This is a genomic window from Paenibacillus sp. 2KB_20, from assembly GCF_052115765.1.
GTDB lineage: Bacteria > Bacillota > Bacilli > Paenibacillales > Paenibacillaceae > Paenibacillus_AQ.
This window is the reverse complement of record NZ_JBFRHH010000007.1, coordinates 574,336-597,127: the sequence shown is the minus strand read 5'-3', so window position 1 is coordinate 597,127 and position 22,792 is coordinate 574,336. Positions and strand designations below refer to the sequence as shown.

The following is a 22,792-nucleotide window of genomic DNA, read 5'->3' as shown; positions in this document are numbered from 1 at the left end:
TCTTCGCTGTTCACTGTCTCTCTTTCATATTGCAATTGCAATGGACCCATCATTATAATTGATACCTCACTCTTCAACGGTGATAAGAAACCAGAGGACCGGCGCTAAATATAAACAGCGGAACAAGGAGTTCCGCTGTTTATGCATGCGCTTTTATAAAATGTTAGCAGCCACAAGTATATCTCTCTTCGGAACCATTGCCGCAGTCCCATACCTCAAGACGAACGCCAAATTTATCACGTCCGCATTGCTCCGTTGTGTTACAGGAAGTATGACGAAGAATACACATAAATGTTCACCTCCTTTCAAGTCATGAAATTCATCCATATATATGAAAGGTGTTGCCGTGCTGAAGGATCGAGGTGTATTAAACGCTGGATGTAGGAGCTTTCATTTCATAAGCCGAAAACACTGTAAGCGGGTTCAATTCAGAAGTAGCGTAAGAGGAGCTTGTCCTAACTAACTAGCTTTCAATATATTACAAATATACTATATTTGTAATATATTACAAGGATAATATCTTACAGTAAAATAATAGAATATTATCCCTGAATAGAAAAAGGAGTCGACCGTGCAAATCCAGATCCGATTATCCAACCATCATCCCAAAGGCATCCAAGGATTACCCGGTAGTGTGATTGTGCCGGAGATCATTGTAATACCGACCACGCTTCGTTATTTTTACGTTTTGATGTCCGAAGTTAATCTGGATGCTCCTTTTGTCATATCTGTCCAGCAATTTACGGATGATGACGGAAACCATACATTTCAGAGCATTGAGGTCGGTCCGAACACCACCTCAACGGTTTATATCAATGGCATGATTCAGGAAGGCAGAATATACACCCTCACGCCGGGAGCACTAACCTTGTATTCTCCCGGCGATGTACTCCTGGCCGGCACGCCGATCTTGCTGGAGGTTTTATACCTCACCGTTCAGGTGGTGGCTTAACACACACAAAGACCCCCCACTCCATTTAGGCAGTGAGGGGTCTTTAGCGTAATTAAATGACAACGCCTTTTTTGAGGATCACATTTGCATACAGCGCCTTTTCACCTGTTGACACGATGGCATAAGCATTCTTCGCCCGTTCATAGAACGAGAATCGCTCTACCTCATCAAATTCTATGGGAACGCTGTGAAACTGCTGAACGATCTCACGGTATTCACCCCAGATCGGAGTTTCCACGGTATCCCCAGGCGTCACAGCCATCAGCGCTACCGGGGACTCAACATACGTATCCAGCGGGAGTAGCGGCAATATCGCGTTTAATAACGCAGGAATCCCGTGTCCGTCTGCCCGGACCAACCGCTGGGCATGACTGGCTGCTGGAAAATTGGCATCACCGAGCACAATTTCATCCGCGTGACCCATCTCCATCAGGATCTTCAGCAGCTCAGGCGAGAGCAAATGAGATATGCCTTTTAGCATGGTATGACATCCTTCTCTATCAAATTTAAATGTAAGGCTTGGATTACATTAGGAGACCGTCAGTCTCCAAAGATCCCTGAACCTCACTGTTGTACCTGCTGCTGTTCGACAATGGTCTTGTAATGTTGGAATGCTGCCTCCCAATCCTCGTTGGACTCAGGCTCGTACCAGGCAAGCGGAAAAGACCGCTTGACGAGTTCTACTCCCTCTTCCCGAGTGCGCAATGTACCATTCGCCACAAATTGAACCAGCATATTCCCGATGGCACTTGCTTCAATCGGTCCGGCCCACACCGTACGGCCCATGGCATTGGCCGTATACCGGCATAACAGCTCGTTTTGAATGCCGCCGCCAACCATATGAAGCCCATCGTAATACTGTCCTGTAAGAACCTCCATCCGCTCAAGCACTTCACGGTATCTTAGGGCCAGGCTCTGCAGTATGCACTGGACATACTCTCCGGTGCTATGCGGAATAGGTTGCCCTGTCTCCCGGCAGTAATCCCGAATTTCAGCCGTCATATCCGCCGGATTCATGAAGCGCAGGTCATCCGGGTTTATGAAGCTGCGGAACGATTCCGCAGCCTGCGCGAGTTCAACCAACTCTGCAAAAGAATACGTTAATCCTTGATTCTCCCATTGCCGCTTGCACTCCTGAAGAATCCAAAGGCCCATGATATTCTTCAGCAATTGAAAGGTTTGATAAGCTCCACCCTCATTGGAGAAGTCTTCTTCCAGCACGTCTGTATGGACAAGCGGCTCCGGAAGCTCGGTTCCAAGAAGCGACCAAGTTCCACATACAAGATAGGCAAAACGGGATGTGTTTGCCGGAACGGCTACCACGGCGGATTCCGTATCATGCGAAGCTACAGCAATCGCTTTAATCGCCGGAACGCCCAGCTCTTGCGCCACGGTATCCTGCAGCCTTCCAATCACGGTTCCCGGCTGCACAGGATCAATGAACAGGGATGCGGGAAGCCCCAGCTCCTCCATTAACGGTTCATTCCACTTGCCTTCAGTAACATGGTATAGCTGAGTAGTGGTTGCCATAGTAAACTCGCACGCCTGGACCCCCGTCAGAAAATAGTTCAGAAGATCCGGAGTGAGCAGAAACTTATCCGCAATTTCCAGCATCGGGGATTTTGACTTCAGCATCGCATTTAACTGGAAGATCGTGTTAAACGACATGAATTGCAGACCGGTTTCTTGAAACAGACGTTCTCTGCCGACCTGGTCGCATGTTTCCTCCACCATGCCTTCCGTCCGCAGATCCCGGTAATGATAAGGAACTCCGATGAGCTCTCCATTACGGTCAATCAGTCCATAATCGACGCCCCATGAATCGATGCCATAACTGACCGGTTGATAGCCGGCCTGGAACGCTTTGCGGATGCCATGCTTAACCTCCTGCAGCAGCATCGGGAAATTCCAGTGCAAATGCTTTCCCATCTGGACGGGTATATTGGCAAAGCGGTGAATCTCGGTAATCTTTAGCGTGCCGGGTGATTCATGATCAGAAGAGGTGATCTCGCCCAGCAGCGCCCGGCCGCTGCTGGCCCCCAAGTCAAACGCAAGCACCGCAGATGATTTGCTCATAAGCCGCATCCTTTCTCACCTTTAGTACTATACCGATCCGAGTTTTGAACAACCGGATCTGTTCCACAATCTTTCTATTTCATCTTCTGCAGAAGCTGAATACGATAATCTTCGCTCTCCAGCGCAGCAATATCATCCACTTCCTGGTCTGTCAGCGGCACCGGTGTGCCGGCTGCCTTGGCGCTCAGATAAATTTTGGCGCTCTCTTCAACTACCTGAGTTCGGTAATACGCTTCACGCAGATTCCGGCCAGTTGTGACCAGTCCGTGGTTCCCCAGCAGGATTGAACTGGCTGCAGTTACTTTCTCCGCGACGGCATCTGCCAGCAAATCCGTCGTAGGAATGATGTAAGGGATATAGGCCGTACGTCCAACCAATGCCGCCTGATCCGGGAACATCACCGGCAGTTCCTTCTCCACCAACGTAAAGGCAATGCAATGCGATGGATGCGTATGCACCATCGCCCCGATATCGGGGTTGCTGCGGTATCCATACAGATGCATCAGCACTTCGGAAGATGGTCGTAGACCTATATCGGTAATATCGCCGGTCGGGATATCCACTTCAATCCATTGCTCCGGTCCAATCTCCTCCAGCGCAAAACCGCTCGGGGACAAATACATTTTGTCCCCGGCTCTGGCGCTGATGTTTCCTCCAGGTCCTACAACGAGTCCACTGTCAACGATTTTTTTAGCATACTTGCAGAGCTCGTTTCTCGTGTCCATATTCAGCATGATGTCCTACTCCTCTCGATTGGCCTTATTTATATAGAGGACCGAAGTTCTGACAAGCGCGGAAATCGGCGCTCTCCGGATCGGTCGTTCCGAACATCCCCCATGCACGCGGGCGGAACACCTCTTCGGCAGGCACATTATGCATGTTGACTGGAATACGCAGAACTGAAGCCAGGGTGATCAGATCCGCTCCGATATGTCCGTAACTGATCACGCCATGGTTAGCCCCCCACTGGTTCATGACCTCATAAACGCTTGAGAACGCACCCTGTCCCGTAAGGTTCGGTACAAACCAGGTTGTTGGCCATGTTGGGTCGGTACGCTTGTCGAGCGTGTCGTGCACCTCCGCCGGCAGGTCCACGGAATAACCTTCAGCGATTTGCAGGACGGGTCCAAGCCCTTTTACCAAGTTTAGACGGAACATCGTCATCGGCATGCCGCCGCGCGTCAAGTAGTCGGTTGAGTAACCGCCGCCTCGGAAATACTCCAGGTTAGCCGGTCTCCATTGCGTGGCCTTCAGCGTGCGATCAACCTCTTCATCCGTGATCTCCCAGAACGGTTTCATAGCAGGTTTGCCGTCAATCTCCTGCTCGCCCGTTCCATCCAGTGCAGCCGAGCCGGAATTGATCAAATGCAGGATGCCGTTCTCCGCTTTGCCTTCAAGCTTATAGCCGGTCACCCGTTCAACCGAAGCCGGACTCCAGTACGTCCGTACATCCGCAAAAATCTGTGCCGTATTGGTTAACAGGTATCCGAACAGCATGCCGACTCCATTGAGGCTGTCATTCTCCGTTGCCACGATATAAGGCGAACGTCTGCCGTTCCAATCGAAGGAGGAATTGAGGATGGTCTCCAGGAAGTCACCGTTAGGGGAATGATCCGTCCACTGGCGCTGACCTTGGAATCCGGAAGCGATTGCGCTGTGGCCCTGAGCTTCCTCTTCGAAGCCAAGCTCCTTCAGACGCGGATTGCCGATCATCAAATCACGGGTGATCAGCGTCATTTTAACGACGGTTTCCCACTCCAGATCCTTGCGCTCCCGGCTGTTCTGTATATGATCCGGATTGTTATCCGCTCCTTCGGTACAGTTCTCCTTCACCCAAGCAAGCGCCTGCTCATACTCTTCAGGATCATAAATGCCTTCTTCCAAGCGGCGCGTAAACTCGCTCATGTCCACATATTCATTCCGCATGCCCAGATACTCCTGGAAGAAGCTGTCGTCCACGATCGAGCCGGCGATGCCCATCGACACCGAGCCCATAGATAAATACGATTGTTCGCGCATATACGCAGCAGCCAAGCCGCTCCGTGCAAAACGCAGAAGCTTCTCTTGAACGTCATCCGGAATACGGGTATCCCCTTCATCCTGAACGTCTTCGCCATAGATACCGAATGCAGGAAGCCCCTTCTGGGCATGGGCCGACAATACAGCGGCCAGGTAAACCGCCCCTGGACGTCCTGTTCCGTTGAAGCCCCATACCGCCTTCGGACGGGAAGGATCGGCATCCATCGTCTCGGTGCCGTAACACCAGCAAGGCGTAACGGTTATCGTCAGGCCGACCTCGGCATTCTTGAATTTTTTGGCGGCTGCAGTCGCTTCGGCAACACCACCAATGCACGTATCCGCAATCACGCATTCAACCGGCTCGCCGTTCGGATATTTGAGCTCCTTCGTCAACATCTCGGCGACAGCCTTAGCCAGATTCATGGTCTGTTCCTCGAGAGATTCCCGTACCCCTCTCCGTCTTCCATCTATCGTAGGGCGAATGCCGATTTTCGGAAATCCGTCCCGCCATCTGTAATCGTTTTCAATTGTCATGTGTGTCACGCCTCCCTATTAGGAATATGACATCATTGTAAGATTATTCGGTGCAAGAGATAACCCACTATTTTGTTATATCGGATCTTAATTTCAGCAAGACAGTGAACTTTTCTGGATAAGGAAGTAAACGATTTCTGCATCGAAGGGTGTTATGCATTATAATAAGTAGAGGATGTTGCTTTCCAGGAGGGACAAGAACGTGCCAAAGATCGAAATCTCGCATAGCAAAAGCGATCACTTCCGCTTCATCAAAAATCCGCAGCTGCTCTTTGCCGGGCAGGTTGTGGACGAGGACTTCTTTTATGGACCGCCGCAAATTCATAATTTCTGTGAAATCATCTATATAGTAGAAGGACGCGGAGAATTCACTATTGCAGGAAAAATATACGAACTCCACAAAGGCGATGTCGCGATTTATAACCCCGGCATTCCTCATGAGGAGAGATCTATCACGGATGGACCTTTTAAGGTGATCTACTGCGGCGTGGATTCGCTTCACATTGAAGGGGTTCCCCAGGGGATGCTGCTCCCGGCTTATGTGGAGCCAGTCATATCCTGTGAGAAATACGCCTATAAAGTAGAGAGCTATCTTTCCGAGATCCTCCGTGAATGCGATTCTCAGGTGCTGGGGTATGAAACGCTGAGCACCAACCTGCTGATGTCATTGATTACCGTGATCTATCGCATTGTGGACGTGAAGCACCAATTCCAGTCCTTGAAGGGCAAGAACGAAATTGCGCTGCGGACCAAACACTTTATCGACACCAACTATACCCAGAGCATCAGTCTCAAGGACATTGCCGATACGATGTATGTCAGTCAGCATTATTTATCCCATCTGTTCAAAAAAGAAGTCGGCGATTCCCCCTTCAATTACTTGATATCCCGCCGGATTGAAGAGGCCAAGCGCCTGCTGGCAGATTCCGAAATGCCGATACATGAGGTTGCTTCTCAAGTGGGTTACGGCAACGATAAGTACTTCTCGATGTTATTCAAAAAAATTACCGGCCAAACGCCGAGCTCGTTCCGGGAACAGAGCAAAATGGCCATGGAGTAAAGGGATTCATATGTGTAGACAGTTTAACGTGAATCCACCTTTAAGCAGCCTAGTTCGGTACACAACCGCACTATGGTTGTTTAATTTTTCACAAAAAATGGTTTTCCCTTGCGACATACTCGCTTTCTACGCTTCAAAAAGGCATGCAAAAAAGGCTCATTTCTCCTTATCCAAGTTGGAATGAGCCTTTGAGAGTTTATCAAGTGTTGGTTACTTAAATGATTATCCAAAACTTTCTCTAGGATTTTTATAACACCAATCTGAGTCAAATGGTAGGGATTTTAATTGTTGCACGTCTTCCCAGCTGTAAACCCAATCATAATCCGCAACCCAAAAATAGTCATTAGGATTTATTTTGAGATAATGATATATAAATTGAAATACCAACTCTTCGACGCCAAAAATATCTTCAATTGCTCCTACTTGATATAGTTTATGATTGGAATCCAAACCCACATCCTCATAGTAAAAAAAATCAAGTTGTGGATTATCCAATGCATCTACATAAAGTATAAACGATTCATTATTTTCTCGTACTTTCTTATCATTAATATTCAACGTCGTAGAAAGCAATTGTCCATTGCTGGCATAGTTTTTACTGTTATGAAAGTTCAGCATTACATCCGCATGGAAAGCAGAAATGATGGAATCAGCTAAAAGACGCTCCGGTGTATATTTTTTGTGGTTCATTAAGATAAAAGCAGAAGTCCCCATCCGATTATAAAACCCCCTTCAGTTTCTCTAGTGAGTTAACGATCGTAACACCTTTAGATTTTATGGTTTCCAGCATAGCTTGTTGTTCGGGTCTTAAATTACTCAAAGGTTTATCAATATACAAAATAACCTTTTTGTTCTCTGGATTAAAGAATAAATCATGGGTTGGATCCGTAAATTTATTAAATTGATCTACTTTTACTGCTTTAATGGATGCTTTGACTTCAATAATCGCATCTTTTGTTACAACATCTAAATCACCGGCAGCTTGACCATCACTCCTCATCACTTTTTGCGCATACGCTTTTACCTCTGTTTCATTTCTTACAAAGTCCGCAACCTTAGCCTCAGTTGCTTTACCAACGTCTTTACTATTTAAGAATTGGTCAATATCTCGATTAATATTTTTCGGAGATTGATCAACCCAAGTAAGTTCATTTCCAGCTGGATTCGTGTATTTCGTTTTATTTCCTTCCTTAACTACGTCTCCAATGGTCTCATCTTGTTCCGTCCCCTCATCGGCTTTATCCTTATTCGGTGGCGAATCGTCATCCGACTTCTTGGGATCGTCATCTGGCTTCTTGGGACCGTTATCTGGCTTCTTGGGGTCGTCCTGATGCTTACCCGGGCCGTCATGCTTCGGAGGTTTCGGTTTAACCGGGACGTCGATATTTGGCTTCCGGGAACCAAGCTTATCCAGAAGCTTGCTCACATAATCGCGTCCTTTTTTACCAGCCCAGCTTAGCGCTTTGCCGAATGGAATTCGGCTTAATATAATGCCTGCAGCCACGGAAAGCGCATTTTCGGGAGTCATCAACTTCTTCGGATCGCGGATATAACCGGCAATCTCATGTCCGCTCCCGGCGATTCCCATCCCTGTCATTGCGATGCCAAAAGCCGGCCAGAATCCGACGAATAGCAGTGACAAGGCAAGAGCTCCAAGAAGGATCGCGCCCTGTTCATACCAATCCAGCCGATCCCACCAATCTTGCAGCGAGTCGAACATACAGGCGAAACATGCCGTTTCTCCACCGCTCGCATGTGTCCCGATACCTGCGAACAGACCGGCCACGAGCAGAATTATAGCGAACCCGGTTAACGCCTGGCAAAGAGCTTTTACCCGAGCATCGATAGGTTCCTGTCTACTGGCTGCTTCTTCATTTCCATAAAGCAAATGAAATCCAAGCTCCCTGCGCTCCCGGTAAAATCCGAGCCAATAGATGAATTTTCCCCGGTCCAGACAAAAAGAGCGGGTCATATTCCACAGCTCGGTAAACGGATTAAGCAGCGGCTCGTTCGGTAGCGACGGCAGACGGTTTCGTATTTTGTTCAGCGACCAGTAGTCGGCAAAAATCGATGCGGCGAGCATCAGCAGGAAGGTCGGCTGAGTTTTATAACCGCTGCCGGTCCAATCATGAAGTTGGAGCACCCAACCCGGCAGCTGATGCTGACCGTTATATGCCGCGTGATCCAGGATGGCCCACAGCAATATGATTACCGGGAACAGAAAAACCCATTTCGTCAGTTTTGTCCGCAGCCGATAGGCTATTCCGCACGCAAGCGCGATCATGGCGGTATGCACAGGATGACCGACGGTCATCAGCGTCGGAAAGACACTTTCTTCGAAACGCCCAGGAAACAACGAGAACAAATCCCAATGGATCGTTTCGCCGCCCAGCCATGTAAAGCTGTAGCCGAACTTTTCCTCAAGCGGGCCGGAACTTAGCCATCTTCGGGAGAGCTCTTCCATCAGTTGGAAGCCAACGCCAGTCGCCGCGCCGATGAGCGTGTAATCGCTTAAAGTCAAAGCGGAAGCTCGACGCGAGAACAACAGAAATATGCCTAGCGGAAGGAGCTTCCAAAATTCTTCCAAAATTGGCGTGATCACGGCAATGGACCAGGTGTCAGATGTGCTTCCGCCGAAAAGCACGTGGAGAGCATTGACCGTAAGCGTCGTAAAAGGTACGACAAGAAAAACGCCCGCCAGAACAAACAGCACAATCTGCTTCCACGGTATCGTTTTGCTTCGGCATAGAAACCAAAATTGCAGGAGTACATAAAACGACCATAAATATTGAACCATCATGGTACGCGATTCTTTAACGAAAAACAAGCTTAAAACAAACAGGATTAGCGACAACCAGGAAAATATCGTATACGCCGTTTTAATAAACGGATATTTCTCAATCCAGGACCGGCCAGTTCGATAGATAGACTCCAGGAAATCCCGAATTCCGGTTCGGATGGACCAGATCGAATTCATAACGGTCGCCTCCTTTGAAAGCGGCTTCGTGCGAGCAGGACGTCTCCCTTGATGTCGGTCCGGCCACGAGTAATGATAAGAACTCATAAAAACATGGTCACTGATCGATCGCAGCGGAGTTTTTTTGAGTTTCTCCGCAAATTATCTATAGTCTGTTTTTTACAAGATATTAGTAGTATAGTCATTCTAGTAAAATGTGGCAAAAGGCGCTAGTCTCAAATCTGATGGATATTTTCAACAATATCCCGGGAAACGAAGTTTGATTATCGAGGGTGGCTTACTTTTGTTCCCCATGAAATTCCCCATGAAAAATCCCCTCCAAGTAAACGGATGTGCTCTTTCTTCGCACTGTCTACTTGAAGGGGATTATATCCATTGTACGGCTGCCTGATTTTTTAAATATGAACGGCATCCGCCTTCTATGTCGTCAAAAGTATGGGGAATGCTTGATTTTGATGGGACCGACCGCTTCGATCTTGCTCTGGCATCCCAGACGATATCCTTCTTCGATCTCCTCAGGATCCAAGCGTTGTTCTTCGGCCAGATTGGGCTCGGACAAATACTCGATTCCCTCCGCCACCATGCAGCGGCAGCGCGCACAAGTTCCTCTTTTGCAAAAAGAGTTCCAGTCCACGTCATTCCGTTCGGCCAGATCAAGCACCGTCATGCCAAGAACAGGCGCCACACTGCGGCGAACCTCGCGACCTGTTAGTTCAATGATCCGATCCGGTACGGCTTCGATCTCTTCCGGGATGGACGAGTTGTTGTCTTCGCTATTCCTACCCTTTTTGTTTTTCCAGAATTTAAACACGCGCGTTATCCCCCTATGCATGTAATCATCAGGTTATGTATAAAATCCTTCATTTATTATACCGGAAAGTTTAAAAAATCAACATGCTTACTCTTATCTATTCTATGACATTGACATCATGGAATTGGAACCCTATGAAAATTTTGCTATACTAGCGTATGCTAGACCTAATTCCATATTCTATGAAATCATTCTATTATTTAATGGATCGGAGGAAATACCAAAGCATGCTGCATAAACAAATAGGAAAAACAGCTGTCGCTGCCGTTCTTGCCTTATCCTTGCTCGGCACCGCACCCCATGTTGGTCAGGTATATGCTGAGCCTGCCATATCGGTAAAGCTGGATGATGTTACGCTAACCTTCGATGCGGCTCCGCGGGTAGACAAAGGGGTCACCTACGTTCCATTCCGGACGGTCGGTGAAGCGCTGAGCATTCAAATCACCTGGAATAGCAAGACGCAAACCGTAAAGGCCATCGGCAGTGTGAAAGGCCAATCGACTGAAGTGTTACTTCAGGTGGGAAGCACGACAGCAACGGTCAATGGAAAACAAGTGAAGCTTGCGGCCCCGCCGGTTCAACGGGAAGGCCGTGTACTGATCCCGCTTAGCTCGTTCAGCAGCCACTTCGGTGTCGATGTGGGCTGGAATCAGGCAACTCGCACGGTCTCCCTTGTATCGCCGCAGCGCGAGATGCATTTGAGAGCCTTCTATGCATTGCAATCTTTCCAAGAACGGGATCTTGTTGCATCTATGAATTCAGTCGCCTTTGGATGGAGCCGCATCGATCGTGAAGGTCAGTTCACGCTTCAAGGCGACGAGTACCGCCTGCCCGCTGCGGCCGGTGACGTTACGCCGCAATCGATGGTAGCAGATGCTACGGACCAGAAGATTAAACCATACCTCATGGTCTATGCCTTAGATGGAAACGGCGAATTAACCAAAGTACTGAGCGACAGCAGCCTGCGCCAAAAGTCCATTGAAGGCATCACATCCGCGGTAACGGAGAACGGCTTCGGCGGCGTTGTACTTGATTTTGAAGGGCTCGGTTTTAAACTGGATGTCGTAAACCAGCAGAAGCTGCTCAATGATTATGTCAAGCAATTAAAGGCAGCATTGCCGCATGACATTGCTCTGTCCTTAGCGGTGCCGCCATTGAACAGCGCCTATAAAGGTTACGATTACAAAGCGCTGGCCTCCATCGCCGATGATCTCATCGTTATGGCTTATCAGTACAATCCGGTCGGAACCAAATCTCAGGTACCCGAACCAAACAGCCTGGTGGACCAAGCGATCCAGTTGGCACTCCAAGCAGGTGTCCCGAAGCAGAAGCTTTTGCTTGGCATCAGCTTAAGCAGCGAAACAGCCACTTCCGTGGACGATAAGCTCGGTTTGGCCAAACGCTATGATCTGAAAGGCGCTGCTTTCTGGCGTCTTGGCTTGTTCCGTCTCTATAATAACGGGATGGAAGCAGCTGTGAATGCCTCTGTTGTTAAGGAGTAACCGAACAACCCCTGTGGGGATTGACAGACTTATAGTAAGAAAAACTTCTATCGACGCTACTTTCACAGATGACAGACCGCAGTTAGTAGACGTTTTTCTTGCGATATCAGGAAGTCACAAGCTTCGAAGTTTATACTTTCTGATATCTAAAAAAAAGAAAGCCTGACAAGGACAACCCTTTGTCAGGCTTTCTGGTTATGTATTGAACCCTAAACTGCAATGTAATCCAATTAGCTTGCGCTTCCTACCAGTCTCGCATAATTTTCTTGACTCAACACACGACGTGCCGTGACATAACGTGGCTCGTAATATGAATCGCTAAGCTTGCTGATTCTGACTCCCTTGCTGCTGGAAGCATGCGCAAATTGTCCGTCACCAATGTAAACGCCTGCATGAGAAATTCCGCTGCCGCTTGTATTGAAGAATACCAAATCTCCAACCCGCAGATCTTCGCGATCCACATGTTCACCGGCTTGAGCCTGGCTTTGGGAAGTGCGTGGAAGATCCATATCAAAATTTCTAAACATGTACAGAATAAATCCGGAGCAATCAAACCCGCTAGTGGTCGTTCCGCCCCATTTGTATGGAGTTCCTACCAATTGCTTCACTTGATACTGAAAATTCGGTTGTTGATCAGCAAATGCTGATACGGCACCGGAAGAAAAAATAATTGCAGACCCTAGCAAAGTGATGACAAACTTCTTCAAAATATGTTCTCTCCTTCGATGCCTACGGAGTTAGCTAAGGGTTCGGTTGAAGGTTCCCTATACTCTCTATACAAGAGTAATTCACCCAAGACGGTTCCCCCGTTTTCCAAACGAAATTCGGCAAAATTCATTAACGTTTTGTAACCTTCTCTTAATATAGTATACAAGCAAGGATGCTGTCAATCATATCCTAAAAATCTATCGTTTTATGTTTGGAGCTGTCGTAAAGATGGTTAATTCCGGCCGACTATTTTTTAACCATCTTCACACAGTCATGACAATTATGTAACTCTGCTTTCCTTCTCGAACTGCTTTTTTTAATAATCTAGCAACTTTTTACAAACCTATGCGTTTACATAATCAGTAATGAAATTAAAGAGGTGATCGATCACTTATGAGACAAATCACGATGGCTGAAGCTTTGGCAGTCCGGGCAGCAATCAACCGTCTCTTGAATCAATTGATGTCGGAACGCTTGAACAACAGCAGCACAATCATTGAAAAAGGGGAAACGGCGGAATATCCTGCACGCAGTGTGGATGCCATTACGGAAGAAATCGAAGCCGCCGCCGCGGATTACAGAAAGCTGGATTTGCTGATGGCAATCTCCAATACAACGCAAACCATTAGCTGGAACGGCTCCGACATGACCATCATGGAAGCGATCGAGCTGGCCAAACAGATCCGCAGCGATATCGGACAACTTGCTCATCTCGGCTCCCGCAAGAAGCTGGAGCGGCAGAGCAGCCGTGGCAGCGGAGATGGTGCCGTAACGCTGTTCAACGTCGCTTTATATGATCCGGAAGCTTATCAGGCGCAAGCGCGGAAGAAGGAACGCGAAGTAACCAAGCTCTCTTCACTGATTGAACATGCCAATCATACGTCCATGATTACGTTTGACGCATCCAAGTACATGGAATAGCGGCAGCCGCCGGCTCCAAGCCTGCAGGTCATCCCACGTGCGGGTTTGGAGCCGGCGGTTTCCGCCGGCATCGCGGGAAAGTGTGAGCAACCGCTTATTGTTTGTCGGATACAAACAAACCTAACCAGGAAACCAAAAACTCGCCTCCAGTGAAAACGGATGACGGCTTACGGTTCACGCCTATCACTTGTCACATGTTACGGACTTATAACGAAAAAAATGATCGCTCCGTTTCCCGCTCTCTATGAATAATTGGAAAGCCGCCCCCTGAAGGGCGGCTTTTGTCTAATTCGCTTAAGCTCGGTTAACATGAAACTACGTCGCCGATCCGAACGCTTTTTATCTAACCTCTATTCCATCCTTTATTCTATCCGTAACGTTCTCTTTACACCTATGCTACTGGAACAAGGCCGCAGCTCCAACCAGACCAACATCGTCCCGAAGTCCTGCAGGAACGATCTCGTACGTGCCTAAATAGGATGGCATGACCAGCTTATCTGTCATTTCCCGCAGCTGCGGAAATAAAAGATCGCCCGCTCTGCTTACTCCCCCTCCAATCACGATGCGATCGGGGTTGAAGCTGTGAATGACGTTAACCAGTCCTAGCGCCATATAATAGATGGCTCGATCGATGACCTCTACTGCGACGGGGTCATGAAGACGTTTAGCCTCGAAAACATGTTTAGCGTTCACTCCCGCCTCGGCTGCGGCCAGTTCAGAAATTACGCTGGGCTGGGTGAGCATCCGCTGGGATGCTGCCTGGCCGATGGCCGTTCCTGAAGCAAATACCTCCCAGCAGCCGTGGCTCCCGCAATTGCACTGCGGACCGTTCGGATCAATGATATGATGTCCCAGTTCCCCAGCAAATGAACTGCTGCCCAGGAACAGCTTCCCATCCAGCACGATCCCTGAGCCGATGCCGGTGCTTAGCGTCACGTACACCATGTTCGTCGACCCTCTTCCGGCACCTCTTACATACTCTCCCCATGCGGCTGCATTGGCATCATTCAGCACCTGTACTTCCGTATGCAGATCACGTTCCATCCAGGCTTTGAGGGGGACATTCGTCCATTCCGGCAGATTCGTACCATGAATGACAATCCCCTCCCTACTGTTAACTGTTCCGGGTGAAGCCATCCCTACGCCTCGAAGAGGGTGGCCGTCCGACACACTGCGGATCATGTTCGTAATTCTCGCGACCACTTCTTCAGCCGTACGCGCACCCGCTGTCTCCATTTGCTCCCGGTTCAGCAGCTGTCCTTCGGAATCAAAGAGCGCTGCCGCGATCTTCGTACCCCCAAGGTCAACGCCAACCACAAATTCTTGCTGTTTATTCCATACGGTTTGCAATTTTTGTTCACCTGTTTCCGATAGGTTTGCTACTTCTATTGATGTATGCTCTCAGCCAGCGATCGCAGCTCGACCGGATCGATGGGCTTCAGCCCTGATCGACCGTACCGAACAGCTGAGCCGAAATGGACCTCGCTCACACCGGTCCGGTCGATAAAATCGTGTATGATTTCCCACTTCAGACCATTGCCGGCCAATATTTTAAGTTCACTGCCTGCCGTTTGTTCTACAAGCTCCCGAATTCTCGGGATGGCCTGCGGTGCAGGCTCCGGCCCTCCTGACGTTAGGACACGGGTAACCGACGGGTATTTCTGCAATGTACGCAGTCCTTCGAACTGATCCTTCAGTTCATCAAAAGCCCGGTGGAACGTGACTTGCATATCTCCTGTCCATTCCAGCATTTTGACCAAGGAGTCCTCGTCAATCTTCCCTTCCGGAGTCAGCATGCCAAGCACAACGCCAGCTGCACCTGCCTTGCGGACCGCCTTAACTTCGGCCATCATGGTAGCTATATCATGTTCGTTGTACACAAAGGATCTGCTATGTGGTCTGACCATGACATGTACAGGAATCTGAACGGCTTTCACAACCTCTTCAACAAGCCCGATTCCCGGCGTAAGCCCGCCTTCGGTTATCGCTGTGATCAATTCCAGACGGTCCGCGCCATTCTTCTCTGCTGTGATGGCATCATCCACGCATGTTGCGATTATTTCAAGCAGCATCGTCGTCACTCCTTACTGAAGTTGATTCTTTATGCATGGAGAAACTGCTTCTCCACATAATCGGCGAGCAATCTTGCACCATAGCCGGTAGCCCCCGCTGCGGAGTGGGGAAATTCTCTTTTATACTGAACCGTGCCCGCCATATCGATGTGCACCCATTTCATGGAATCCGCCACAAAATAACGGATAAACAGCGCAGCCGTTATAGCGCCTGCCAAAGTTGACGTACCCACATTTTTCAGATCGGCATAATCGCTTCTGAGATCCGATTCGTACTCGTCCATCAGCGGCATAGGCCATAGGCGCTCTCCGTTACGCTCACCGATCTCAACCAAATCGGCTGTAATCTGTTGATCACCCCAGATGCCCGCAATCTCCAAGCCCAGTGCGGCTCCGACATTACCGGTAAGGGTTGCGATATCAATCACCTTATCTGCGCCAAGCTTCGCTGCATGCAGCAGCGCATCCGCAATGATCAATCTCCCCTCCCCATCCGTATTCGCTACCTGAACGCTTAAACCATTCGGATAATGAACAACGGAAGAAGGAAGCATTGCATCCGGTCCCGATAAATTATCCGCAACGGCTATAAGCGCCGTTACGCGTACCGGAGCTTTTTGCGATACCAGAATATCCATGGCACCCACGACGGCTGCAGCGCCTCCCATATCCATACGTGCATCGCTGATGTCTCGGCCGATTTTGACGTTCATCCCGCCCATATCAAAGGTTACGCCTTTGCCAATGAGCACAATATGAGGACTTTCCTTCTCGGAATCCACCCCATTATAGGAAATCTCAATCATGGCAGGCTCGTATTTGCTGCCGGCACCCACAGCGATCAGACCGTTCATCTGCCGATCATGGAGCTCTTGTCCGCGATACGCATGAAGCTGAACGGGTGCCTTCTTGAAACGATCCTCGACAACCACAACAAACGCTTCCGGATTTAGCGTTTCCGGTGATTCATTCACCAGGTCTCGGGTGAGCTGCGTCCCTTCGATTCGGATTTCTGCCGTCTGTATGATGGCTTCCATCTCTTCACGGGAAAGCCCCTGCCAATCTTCCTGTCGAAGATTTAGGGACAGAACTTGCAGATTGGCCGTAACCCCACGATGCTTATTGAATTGATACAATCCATACATCCATCCTTCAACCCACGCCTGGAGTTCTTCTTCTATAGATATCCGAGAAGAAGCCCCACCATCACGGGCTGAAGCTCGGATCAGCGCTGCACTTGATTTGTTTTCCTTGAGCAGTGCTCTCGCAGCGGATGCGCCTGTTCTGCGCACTTGCTCCAACGTAAGGTTCGAGCGTTGCCCCATTCCAACTACGAGATCGTCCGCTTCTTGATCAGAGCGGCCATAGAACCAAGTCAGCTTCATACTATGCTTTCGAGATTCCGTTAAACGGAAATGAGACTCCTCGCCCTCATAAACCACATAAATCGAAGTATCTGCCAATGAAGCTTCATCTATTGTGATATTCATATCGAGGCCTTCCCTCCTATATAAGAGAATCAACGCTGTTAAGCATTTTTCATGATTTCTTCGTCATATAAATGGCATGCCACCTGATGGCCCGGCTCCACCTCACGATAAACCGGTGTAATCTGCTTGCACACTTCCATGCAGGATGGACAGCGTGTATGGAAGCGGCAGCCTGTGGGCGGATTCACCGGACTCGGCAGATCTCCCTTCAGAATGATCCGTTCCTTCTTCTGCTTCGGATCCGGAACAGGTACCGAGGACAGCAGGGCTTGAGTATAAGGGTGCAGTGGGCGGTCGTACAGCGTATCTTTATCGGCCGTCTCCACGAGCGCGCCCAGATACATGACACCAATCCGATCGCTGATATGCTCAACCACGCTGAGATCATGGGAGATGAACAGATAAGTCAGGCCGTATTCCTCCTGAAGATCCTGCAGCAGGTTCAGCACCTGCGATTGGATGGAAACATCCAGCGCTGATACTGGTTCGTCGGCTACGATCAGATTCGGACGCACGGACAGCGCTCTGGCAATGCCGATCCGCTGCCGCTGACCGCCGCTAAACTCATGGGCAAAGCGTTCGGCATGGAAGCTGTTCAATCCGACCGTTTCCAGCAGCTCGCAAGCCAGTTTGTCCCTCTCTTTGGTGCTCAGCTTGGTATGAATGAGCAAGGGTTCTGCGACCAGTTCTTTGACCTTCATCCTTGGATTAAGGGAAGCGTAAGGATCCTGGAAAACCATCTGCATGTCTTTGCGCAGCGGGCGCATCTGATTCTCATTGTATCCGCTAATATCTGTTCCGTTAAACAGGACCTCGCCGCTATTTGGCGCCAGCAGACGGGTCACCAAGCGGCCTGTCGTCGATTTGCCGCAGCCGCTTTCGCCAACCAGACTGAAGGTCTCGCCCTTATGGATCGCGAAGGAGATTCCATCCACGGCACGAAGCTGCTTGGACGTACCGAAGAATCCTTTTTTCACCGTGAATGATTTCTGCAAATTCTTTACTTCTAATAAAGGTGTTTCTTTCATGCGGTTTCTCCTCCCTTCGAGTGACCTTCCTGTGTCAGCCAGCAGCGGCTCTTACGGTGTTCTTCCTGTGCAACAGGGAGAAGCTCCGGCTCCTGGGAGAGGCACTGCTCCATCACGAACGGACACCGCGGGGCAAACTTGCAGCCTTTCGGCATGTTCCGCAGATCCGGCACATTCCCTGGAATGGATTCCAAACGGCGCACCTTTTGTCTAAGCTTGGGCACTGAATTTATGAGTCCTTTGGTGTACGGATGCTGAGGATTCTCGAACAGCTCTTCAACCGTCGCCTCTTCCACGACTCTGCCTGCGTACATGACAACCACCCGGTCGCACATTTCGGCCACGACGCCAAGATCATGGGTAATAAGCAGCATGCCCATTTCCTGCTCGGTCTTCAGTCGATTCATCAGATCCAGGATCTGAGCCTGAATCGTGACGTCAAGGGCGGTGGTCGGCTCGTCGGCAATCAGCAGCTTCGGATTGCAGGACATCGCCATCGCAATCATGACCCGCTGTCGCATACCGCCGGACAATTGGTGCGGATAGTCATCCACAACTTCATCAGCCCGCGGAATACCCACGAGTTTGAGCGAGTCGATGGCATGCTGCCGCGCTTTCTTGCGGCTATAGCCCAAGTGCAGCATGATGGATTCCTCCAGCTGTTTCCCGATACGAAGGACGGGATTCAGCGATGTCATCGGCTCTTGAAAGATCATGGCCAGCTCATTTCCGCGATAGCGGCGCATTTCTTTTTCCGACATTTGTACGAGATCCTTACCCTCAAAGCTTACCGAGCCCCCGGATATTCTGCCGGGCGTATCTTTAAGGAGCCTCATGATGGACAGGGAGGTCACGCTTTTGCCGCATCCGGATTCACCCACGAGTCCGAGCACTTCGCCTTTATTGATGTGAAAATCGACCCCTGCTACGGCAAGCACCGATGAGCCATCGCGTTTGAACTCGGTTTTGAGGCCTTTTACTTCAAGCAATGTTTGCGTCACGATCTATCCCCCCTATTAGTTTTTCGTTTTCGGATCAAGGGCATCATTCAGTCCGTCACCGATCAGGTTAAATGCAAGCACGGTCAGGAATATCAGAAGTCCCGGGTAGTACACGATATGCGGTGCAATACTCAAGTAATCGCGCCCCATGCTAAGCATGGCGCCCCAGTCCGGTTCCGTCGGCTTGGCACCGAGTCCGAGGAAGCTTAACGAAGAAGCTGCCAGAATGGCGCCGCCGATTCTCATCGATACGTTGACAATGATGCTGGGAACCGTCTCAGGAAAAATATGCTTCCATATAATCCGGTTATGTTTGGCGCCCATGGACCGTGCTGCCTCTACATATAAAGACTCCTTCGCGGAGAGTGTCACGCTTCGGATGATTCTGGCAAACGACGGCGTCCCGAAGACCGCCACCGCGATCACCACATTGGATAAGCCCGGCCCCAGAATCGCTACGATTCCGATGGCAAGCAGCAGGTCAGGAAATGAGAACATGACGTCACTGCCTCGCATGATAAGACGGTCGATCCAGCCGCCATAGTACCCGCTGATCAGTCCGAGAATCGTACCGAGAATTGCGGATATAAATACGGCGCTTAAGCTGACCACCATGGTCAACCTTGTTCCGTCAATCAAGCGGCTCAGAATATCACGACCGTACTCATCCGTACCTGCCCAATGGGCAGCCGACGGGCCTTGCATCATCGCATCATAGTTCGGCTCATTCGGAGGATACGGAACGATTTGCGGACCGATCACCGCCAGCACTAGTAGTAACAAGATAAATCCGCTTGATATAACAGCAAGCTTTTGTTTCATGAATTTAGACGTGAACGCTTTAAATTTGCCAGTTGCCTGACTCTTCGCAAGCGTATCCTCCGGTACGGAGGAATTGACCGTCACTGTTGAATTGTCGCTCATGGGTTCCCCCTCCTATTTCGATGCATACCGGATTTTTGGATTCAGTACACCGTACAATAAATCGACAATCAGGTTAATCAGAATAAATTCGGCTGCAAACAGCAGTAATAGCGCTTGAATGACGGTATAATCACGGAACGCGATCGAATCTACCAAGAGTCGCCCCATGCCGGGAATACTGAATACCGTCTCAACCATAACTGAGCCGCCCAGCAAAAATCCGAACTGCAGTCCCGCTACGGTCACGACCTGAATCAGGGAGTTGCGCAGTGCGTGTCTTCCGACTACAACGAATTCCCGCAGACCCTTCGCGCGTCCCGTCCGGACATAATCCTCACGCATCGTCTCCAGCATAGATGTACGGGAGTACCTTGCCAGCATGGACATAATTCCGGCCCCCAGCGTAAAGGAAGGCAGAATGTAGGACTGCCAGCTGTCGACACCGCCTGTCGGGAACCAGCCAAGCTCGACAGAGAAAATTTGAATAAGTACAAGACCAAGCCAGAAGCCTGGCAGGGAAATACCGGATATTGCCGTCAACATCCCGATATAGTCCGGCCATTTTCCGCGATTAACGGCAGATACGATACCAATGATCAGACCAATGACCAGTGCCCAGCCAAGGCTGGTAAAGGTCAGGACAATCGTCGGAAAAAAGCGGCTTTCCAACATGTCCGTCACCGGCAAACCGGAAGTAACGGATACACCCAAGTCACCCTTCAACAGATCACCCATGTAGTTCACATACTGCTGCCATAGCGGCAAGTTTAAGCCTAGCTGCTCTCGAATCCCGTTGATCTCCTCAAGGGTGGCATCCTTACCTGCAACAAGTCGTGCCGGATCTCCAGGAATAAGGTGAATGAACATAAATACAAGAATAGATACAACGAACAACAGCGGGATAACACCCAGCAGCCTCTGAATTGCATATCTTCCCAAAGGATGTGCCTCCTTTCAACATGCCAGCTTTTAAAATACGATGGGCCGCTTCCTTATTGATTCAAGAGGCGGCCCACCACAAGGTATACGTTTAGCAAGCTCTTCGCTGCCTGATTATTTGACTTCTGCGTTGATCACGCTGATCGATCCGTCCGGAAGAGCTTTAACGCCTTCAAGATAAGCTCTCTTGCCGGTGATGACCTGATCGACCCCGAGGAATGCCCAAGGAGCGTCTTCCCAGATTTGTTTTTGGATGTTTGCATAGATTTCTTTTGCATCTTCAGCTTTTACGGAGGCGTTAGCATCCTTGATCCATTGATCTACATTGTCGTTCTTGTAGTATGCTGTATTGGAACCAGCTGGCGGGAAGAATTCACTGCTGAACAGACCCTTTGTTGCACCGTCAGCATCACCCGACGAAGGGGACCAGCTTACATACCACATTTGAATTTTTGCGTTTTCCGGCGTAGCCGAGTTAATCTGATCAGACAGGGTAGCACCCTCCATCGATTTCGGTTCAACTTTGATTCCGACAAGCGCCAGCTGCTGCTGAATGAACTGCATGCCTTTTACCGTTTCGGAATCGTTTTCTCCCCAAATCTCAGCTTCGAATCCATCCGGATAGCCTGCTTCCGCCAAGAGGGATTTGGCTTTCTCCGGGTCATACTCATAACCGGATTGCTCAGCGTAATACTGCGTCATGGAGGACATGGAAGAGTTCAGCTTCGAGCCCAGTCCGGATTTAACTACTTTAATGTAAGCATCTTTATCGATAGCATAGTTGATGGCTTGACGAACCTTCAGATCGTCATAAGGTTTCTTCATGGTGTTAAGCGTAATATAACGAACGATGGTGGAATCGGTCTTATCAATGACGATATTGGAATCGCCTTCTACTTCAGAGACTTGCTCGGTAGGCATTGGATAGATGAAATCCGCTTCGCCCGTCTTCAGCATCGCGATCCGGGAACCGTTCTCCGGTACCGGTTTGAACGTAATGCTGTCTACCTTCGGAAGACCTTCTTGCCAGTAATCTTCATTCTTTACAACGACAAGGCGGTCACCTTGAATCCATTCCTTGAACTTGTATGCCGCCGTACCTACAGGATTCTTCGTGATGTCGGCACTTTCTTTAAGCGCTTTCGGGCTGATCATCAGCGCCATTGCGGTTTTGTTCAAGAAAGCGTTGTACGGTTGGCTAAGGGTGATGACAACCGTGTGGTCATCCGGAGTTTTAACATCGGCGACGGTAGAGAAGCTTTTACGCATTCTAAGATTGTTCTTTTCATCCATGATGCGATCCAGGTTGACTTTTACAGCTTCTGCATTGAAATCCGTTCCATCATGGAACTTTACGTTCTGGCGCAGATTGAATGTGTAAGTCAGGCCGTCTTCGCTGATCTTGTAGTCTTCAGCCAGCACAGGAACGAGTTCCATCTTCTCGTTAAAGCCCATCAAACCTTCGTACATCGTGCGTGCACCGGAAATGGAGTGCGTGTCTCCGGCATTGTGAGGGTCAAGCGTAATGAAGTTGGCGTTAATCGCAATGACAACATCTTTGTTATCTTTTGTCACCGGCTTACTCTCGCCGCCGCCTTCACTTGCCCCTTTGCCGCTTCCGCTGTTTCCGCCGCAGCCTGCCGCAACAATCGTAAATGCGAGCAGCAGCATGAGCAGTGACCATGTTCTACCTTTGAATCTCATTGTTTTACTCCCCCTTTGATGTAGTGAATATCTATAGATTCACTCGCCGCGTCAGCATATAACATCCTGCCGAT

At 49.5% G+C, this 22,792-nt stretch carries 20 protein-coding genes and 1 riboswitch; of the genes, 4 read left to right on the top strand and 16 right to left on the bottom strand.

Annotated elements, in window-relative coordinates:
* Nucleotides 1-571 precede the first annotated feature (571 nt).
* Nucleotides 572-952, top strand: coding sequence for a DUF4183 domain-containing protein (locus tag AB4124_RS21695; protein ID WP_339290608.1), 381 nt, complete (start codon nucleotides 572-574; stop codon nucleotides 950-952).
* A 52-nt stretch (nucleotides 953-1,004) separates the two neighbouring features.
* Here the strand turns inward: AB4124_RS21695 and fucU are convergent, their stop codons facing one another.
* The 4 genes from fucU to AB4124_RS21675 form a co-directional block, all read right to left on the bottom strand.
* On the bottom strand, nucleotides 1,005-1,433 hold the full coding sequence (fucU, locus tag AB4124_RS21690) for an L-fucose mutarotase (RefSeq protein ID WP_441974124.1): 429 nt from the start codon (nucleotides 1,431-1,433) through the stop codon (nucleotides 1,005-1,007).
* Between the two features lie 83 nt (nucleotides 1,434-1,516).
* Nucleotides 1,517-3,028, bottom strand: coding sequence for a rhamnulokinase (locus AB4124_RS21685; protein ID WP_441974123.1), 1,512 nt, complete (start codon nucleotides 3,026-3,028; stop codon nucleotides 1,517-1,519).
* Nucleotides 3,029-3,102: 74 nt separating this feature from the next.
* Entirely contained in the window at nucleotides 3,103-3,762 is a 660-nt protein-coding gene (locus AB4124_RS21680) for a class II aldolase/adducin family protein (protein WP_339290613.1), read from the bottom strand.
* A 25-nt stretch (nucleotides 3,763-3,787) separates the two neighbouring features.
* Nucleotides 3,788-5,581 (bottom strand): L-fucose isomerase, encoded by a 1,794-nt coding sequence (locus tag AB4124_RS21675; protein WP_441974122.1) that lies wholly within the window; start codon nucleotides 5,579-5,581, stop codon nucleotides 3,788-3,790.
* Nucleotides 5,582-5,783: 202 nt separating this feature from the next.
* Here AB4124_RS21675 and AB4124_RS21670 point away from each other — a divergent pair, with 202 nt between their 5' ends.
* Nucleotides 5,784-6,641, top strand: coding sequence for an AraC family transcriptional regulator (locus AB4124_RS21670; protein ID WP_441974121.1), 858 nt, complete (start codon nucleotides 5,784-5,786; stop codon nucleotides 6,639-6,641).
* 222 nt (nucleotides 6,642-6,863) lie between these two features.
* Here AB4124_RS21670 and AB4124_RS21665 read toward each other — a convergent pair whose 3' ends face one another.
* From AB4124_RS21665 to AB4124_RS21655, 3 genes are all read right to left on the bottom strand, one after another.
* A complete protein-coding gene (locus AB4124_RS21665; protein ID WP_441974120.1) occupies nucleotides 6,864-7,355 on the bottom strand; it encodes a hypothetical protein in 492 nt (163 codons plus the stop codon).
* Nucleotides 7,356-7,359: 4 nt separating this feature from the next.
* Nucleotides 7,360-9,618 carry a PrsW family intramembrane metalloprotease gene (locus AB4124_RS21660; protein ID WP_441974119.1) on the bottom strand — a complete coding sequence of 753 codons (2,259 nt, stop codon included), beginning with the start codon at nucleotides 9,616-9,618 and terminating at the stop codon, nucleotides 7,360-7,362.
* A gap of 427 nt (nucleotides 9,619-10,045) precedes the next feature.
* A complete protein-coding gene (locus AB4124_RS21655; protein ID WP_430104828.1) occupies nucleotides 10,046-10,429 on the bottom strand; it encodes a 2Fe-2S iron-sulfur cluster-binding protein in 384 nt (127 codons plus the stop codon).
* 227 nt (nucleotides 10,430-10,656) lie between these two features.
* Between AB4124_RS21655 and AB4124_RS21650 the strand changes: the two genes are divergently transcribed.
* Entirely contained in the window at nucleotides 10,657-11,931 is a 1,275-nt protein-coding gene (locus AB4124_RS21650) for a stalk domain-containing protein (RefSeq protein ID WP_441974118.1), read from the top strand.
* Between the two features lie 230 nt (nucleotides 11,932-12,161).
* On the opposite strand, the gene AB4124_RS21645 is transcribed toward AB4124_RS21650, so the two are convergent.
* On the bottom strand, nucleotides 12,162-12,638 hold the full coding sequence (locus AB4124_RS21645; protein WP_076321999.1) for a C40 family peptidase: 477 nt from the start codon (nucleotides 12,636-12,638) through the stop codon (nucleotides 12,162-12,164).
* 3 nt (nucleotides 12,639-12,641) lie between these two features.
* Nucleotides 12,642-12,771, bottom strand: a riboswitch (cyclic di-AMP (ydaO/yuaA leader).
* 261 nt (nucleotides 12,772-13,032) lie between these two features.
* Here AB4124_RS21645 and AB4124_RS21640 point away from each other — a divergent pair.
* On the top strand, nucleotides 13,033-13,560 hold the full coding sequence (locus tag AB4124_RS21640; protein ID WP_441974117.1) for a hypothetical protein: 528 nt from the start codon (nucleotides 13,033-13,035) through the stop codon (nucleotides 13,558-13,560).
* Between the two features lie 396 nt (nucleotides 13,561-13,956).
* On the opposite strand, the gene AB4124_RS21635 is transcribed toward AB4124_RS21640, so the two are convergent.
* From AB4124_RS21635 to AB4124_RS21600, 8 genes are all read right to left on the bottom strand, one after another.
* Nucleotides 13,957-14,910, bottom strand: a complete 954-nt coding sequence (locus tag AB4124_RS21635) for an ROK family protein (protein WP_430104834.1) — start codon at nucleotides 14,908-14,910, stop codon at nucleotides 13,957-13,959.
* 35 nt (nucleotides 14,911-14,945) lie between these two features.
* Nucleotides 14,946-15,632, bottom strand: coding sequence for a copper homeostasis protein CutC (locus AB4124_RS21630; RefSeq protein ID WP_430104835.1), 687 nt, complete (start codon nucleotides 15,630-15,632; stop codon nucleotides 14,946-14,948).
* A gap of 29 nt (nucleotides 15,633-15,661) precedes the next feature.
* Complete coding sequence (locus tag AB4124_RS21625) at nucleotides 15,662-17,122, bottom strand: leucyl aminopeptidase family protein (protein ID WP_441974116.1); 1,461 nt, start codon at nucleotides 17,120-17,122, stop codon at nucleotides 15,662-15,664.
* Between the two features lie 38 nt (nucleotides 17,123-17,160).
* Entirely contained in the window at nucleotides 17,161-18,150 is a 990-nt protein-coding gene (locus AB4124_RS21620; protein ID WP_076322004.1) for an ABC transporter ATP-binding protein, read from the bottom strand.
* Nucleotides 18,147-19,151, bottom strand: a complete 1,005-nt coding sequence (locus AB4124_RS21615) for an ABC transporter ATP-binding protein (RefSeq protein ID WP_441974115.1) — start codon at nucleotides 19,149-19,151, stop codon at nucleotides 18,147-18,149. The genes AB4124_RS21620 and AB4124_RS21615 overlap by 4 nt, the downstream gene beginning before the upstream one ends.
* A 15-nt stretch (nucleotides 19,152-19,166) precedes the next feature.
* Entirely contained in the window at nucleotides 19,167-20,075 is a 909-nt protein-coding gene (locus AB4124_RS21610; protein ID WP_339265936.1) for an ABC transporter permease, read from the bottom strand.
* A gap of 12 nt (nucleotides 20,076-20,087) precedes the next feature.
* Nucleotides 20,088-21,014, bottom strand: coding sequence for an ABC transporter permease subunit (locus tag AB4124_RS21605; RefSeq protein ID WP_076322007.1), 927 nt, complete (start codon nucleotides 21,012-21,014; stop codon nucleotides 20,088-20,090).
* Nucleotides 21,015-21,128: 114 nt separating this feature from the next.
* Nucleotides 21,129-22,718, bottom strand: a complete 1,590-nt coding sequence (locus AB4124_RS21600; RefSeq protein ID WP_339265938.1) for a glutathione ABC transporter substrate-binding protein — start codon at nucleotides 22,716-22,718, stop codon at nucleotides 21,129-21,131.
* Nucleotides 22,719-22,792: the final 74 nt, after the last annotated feature.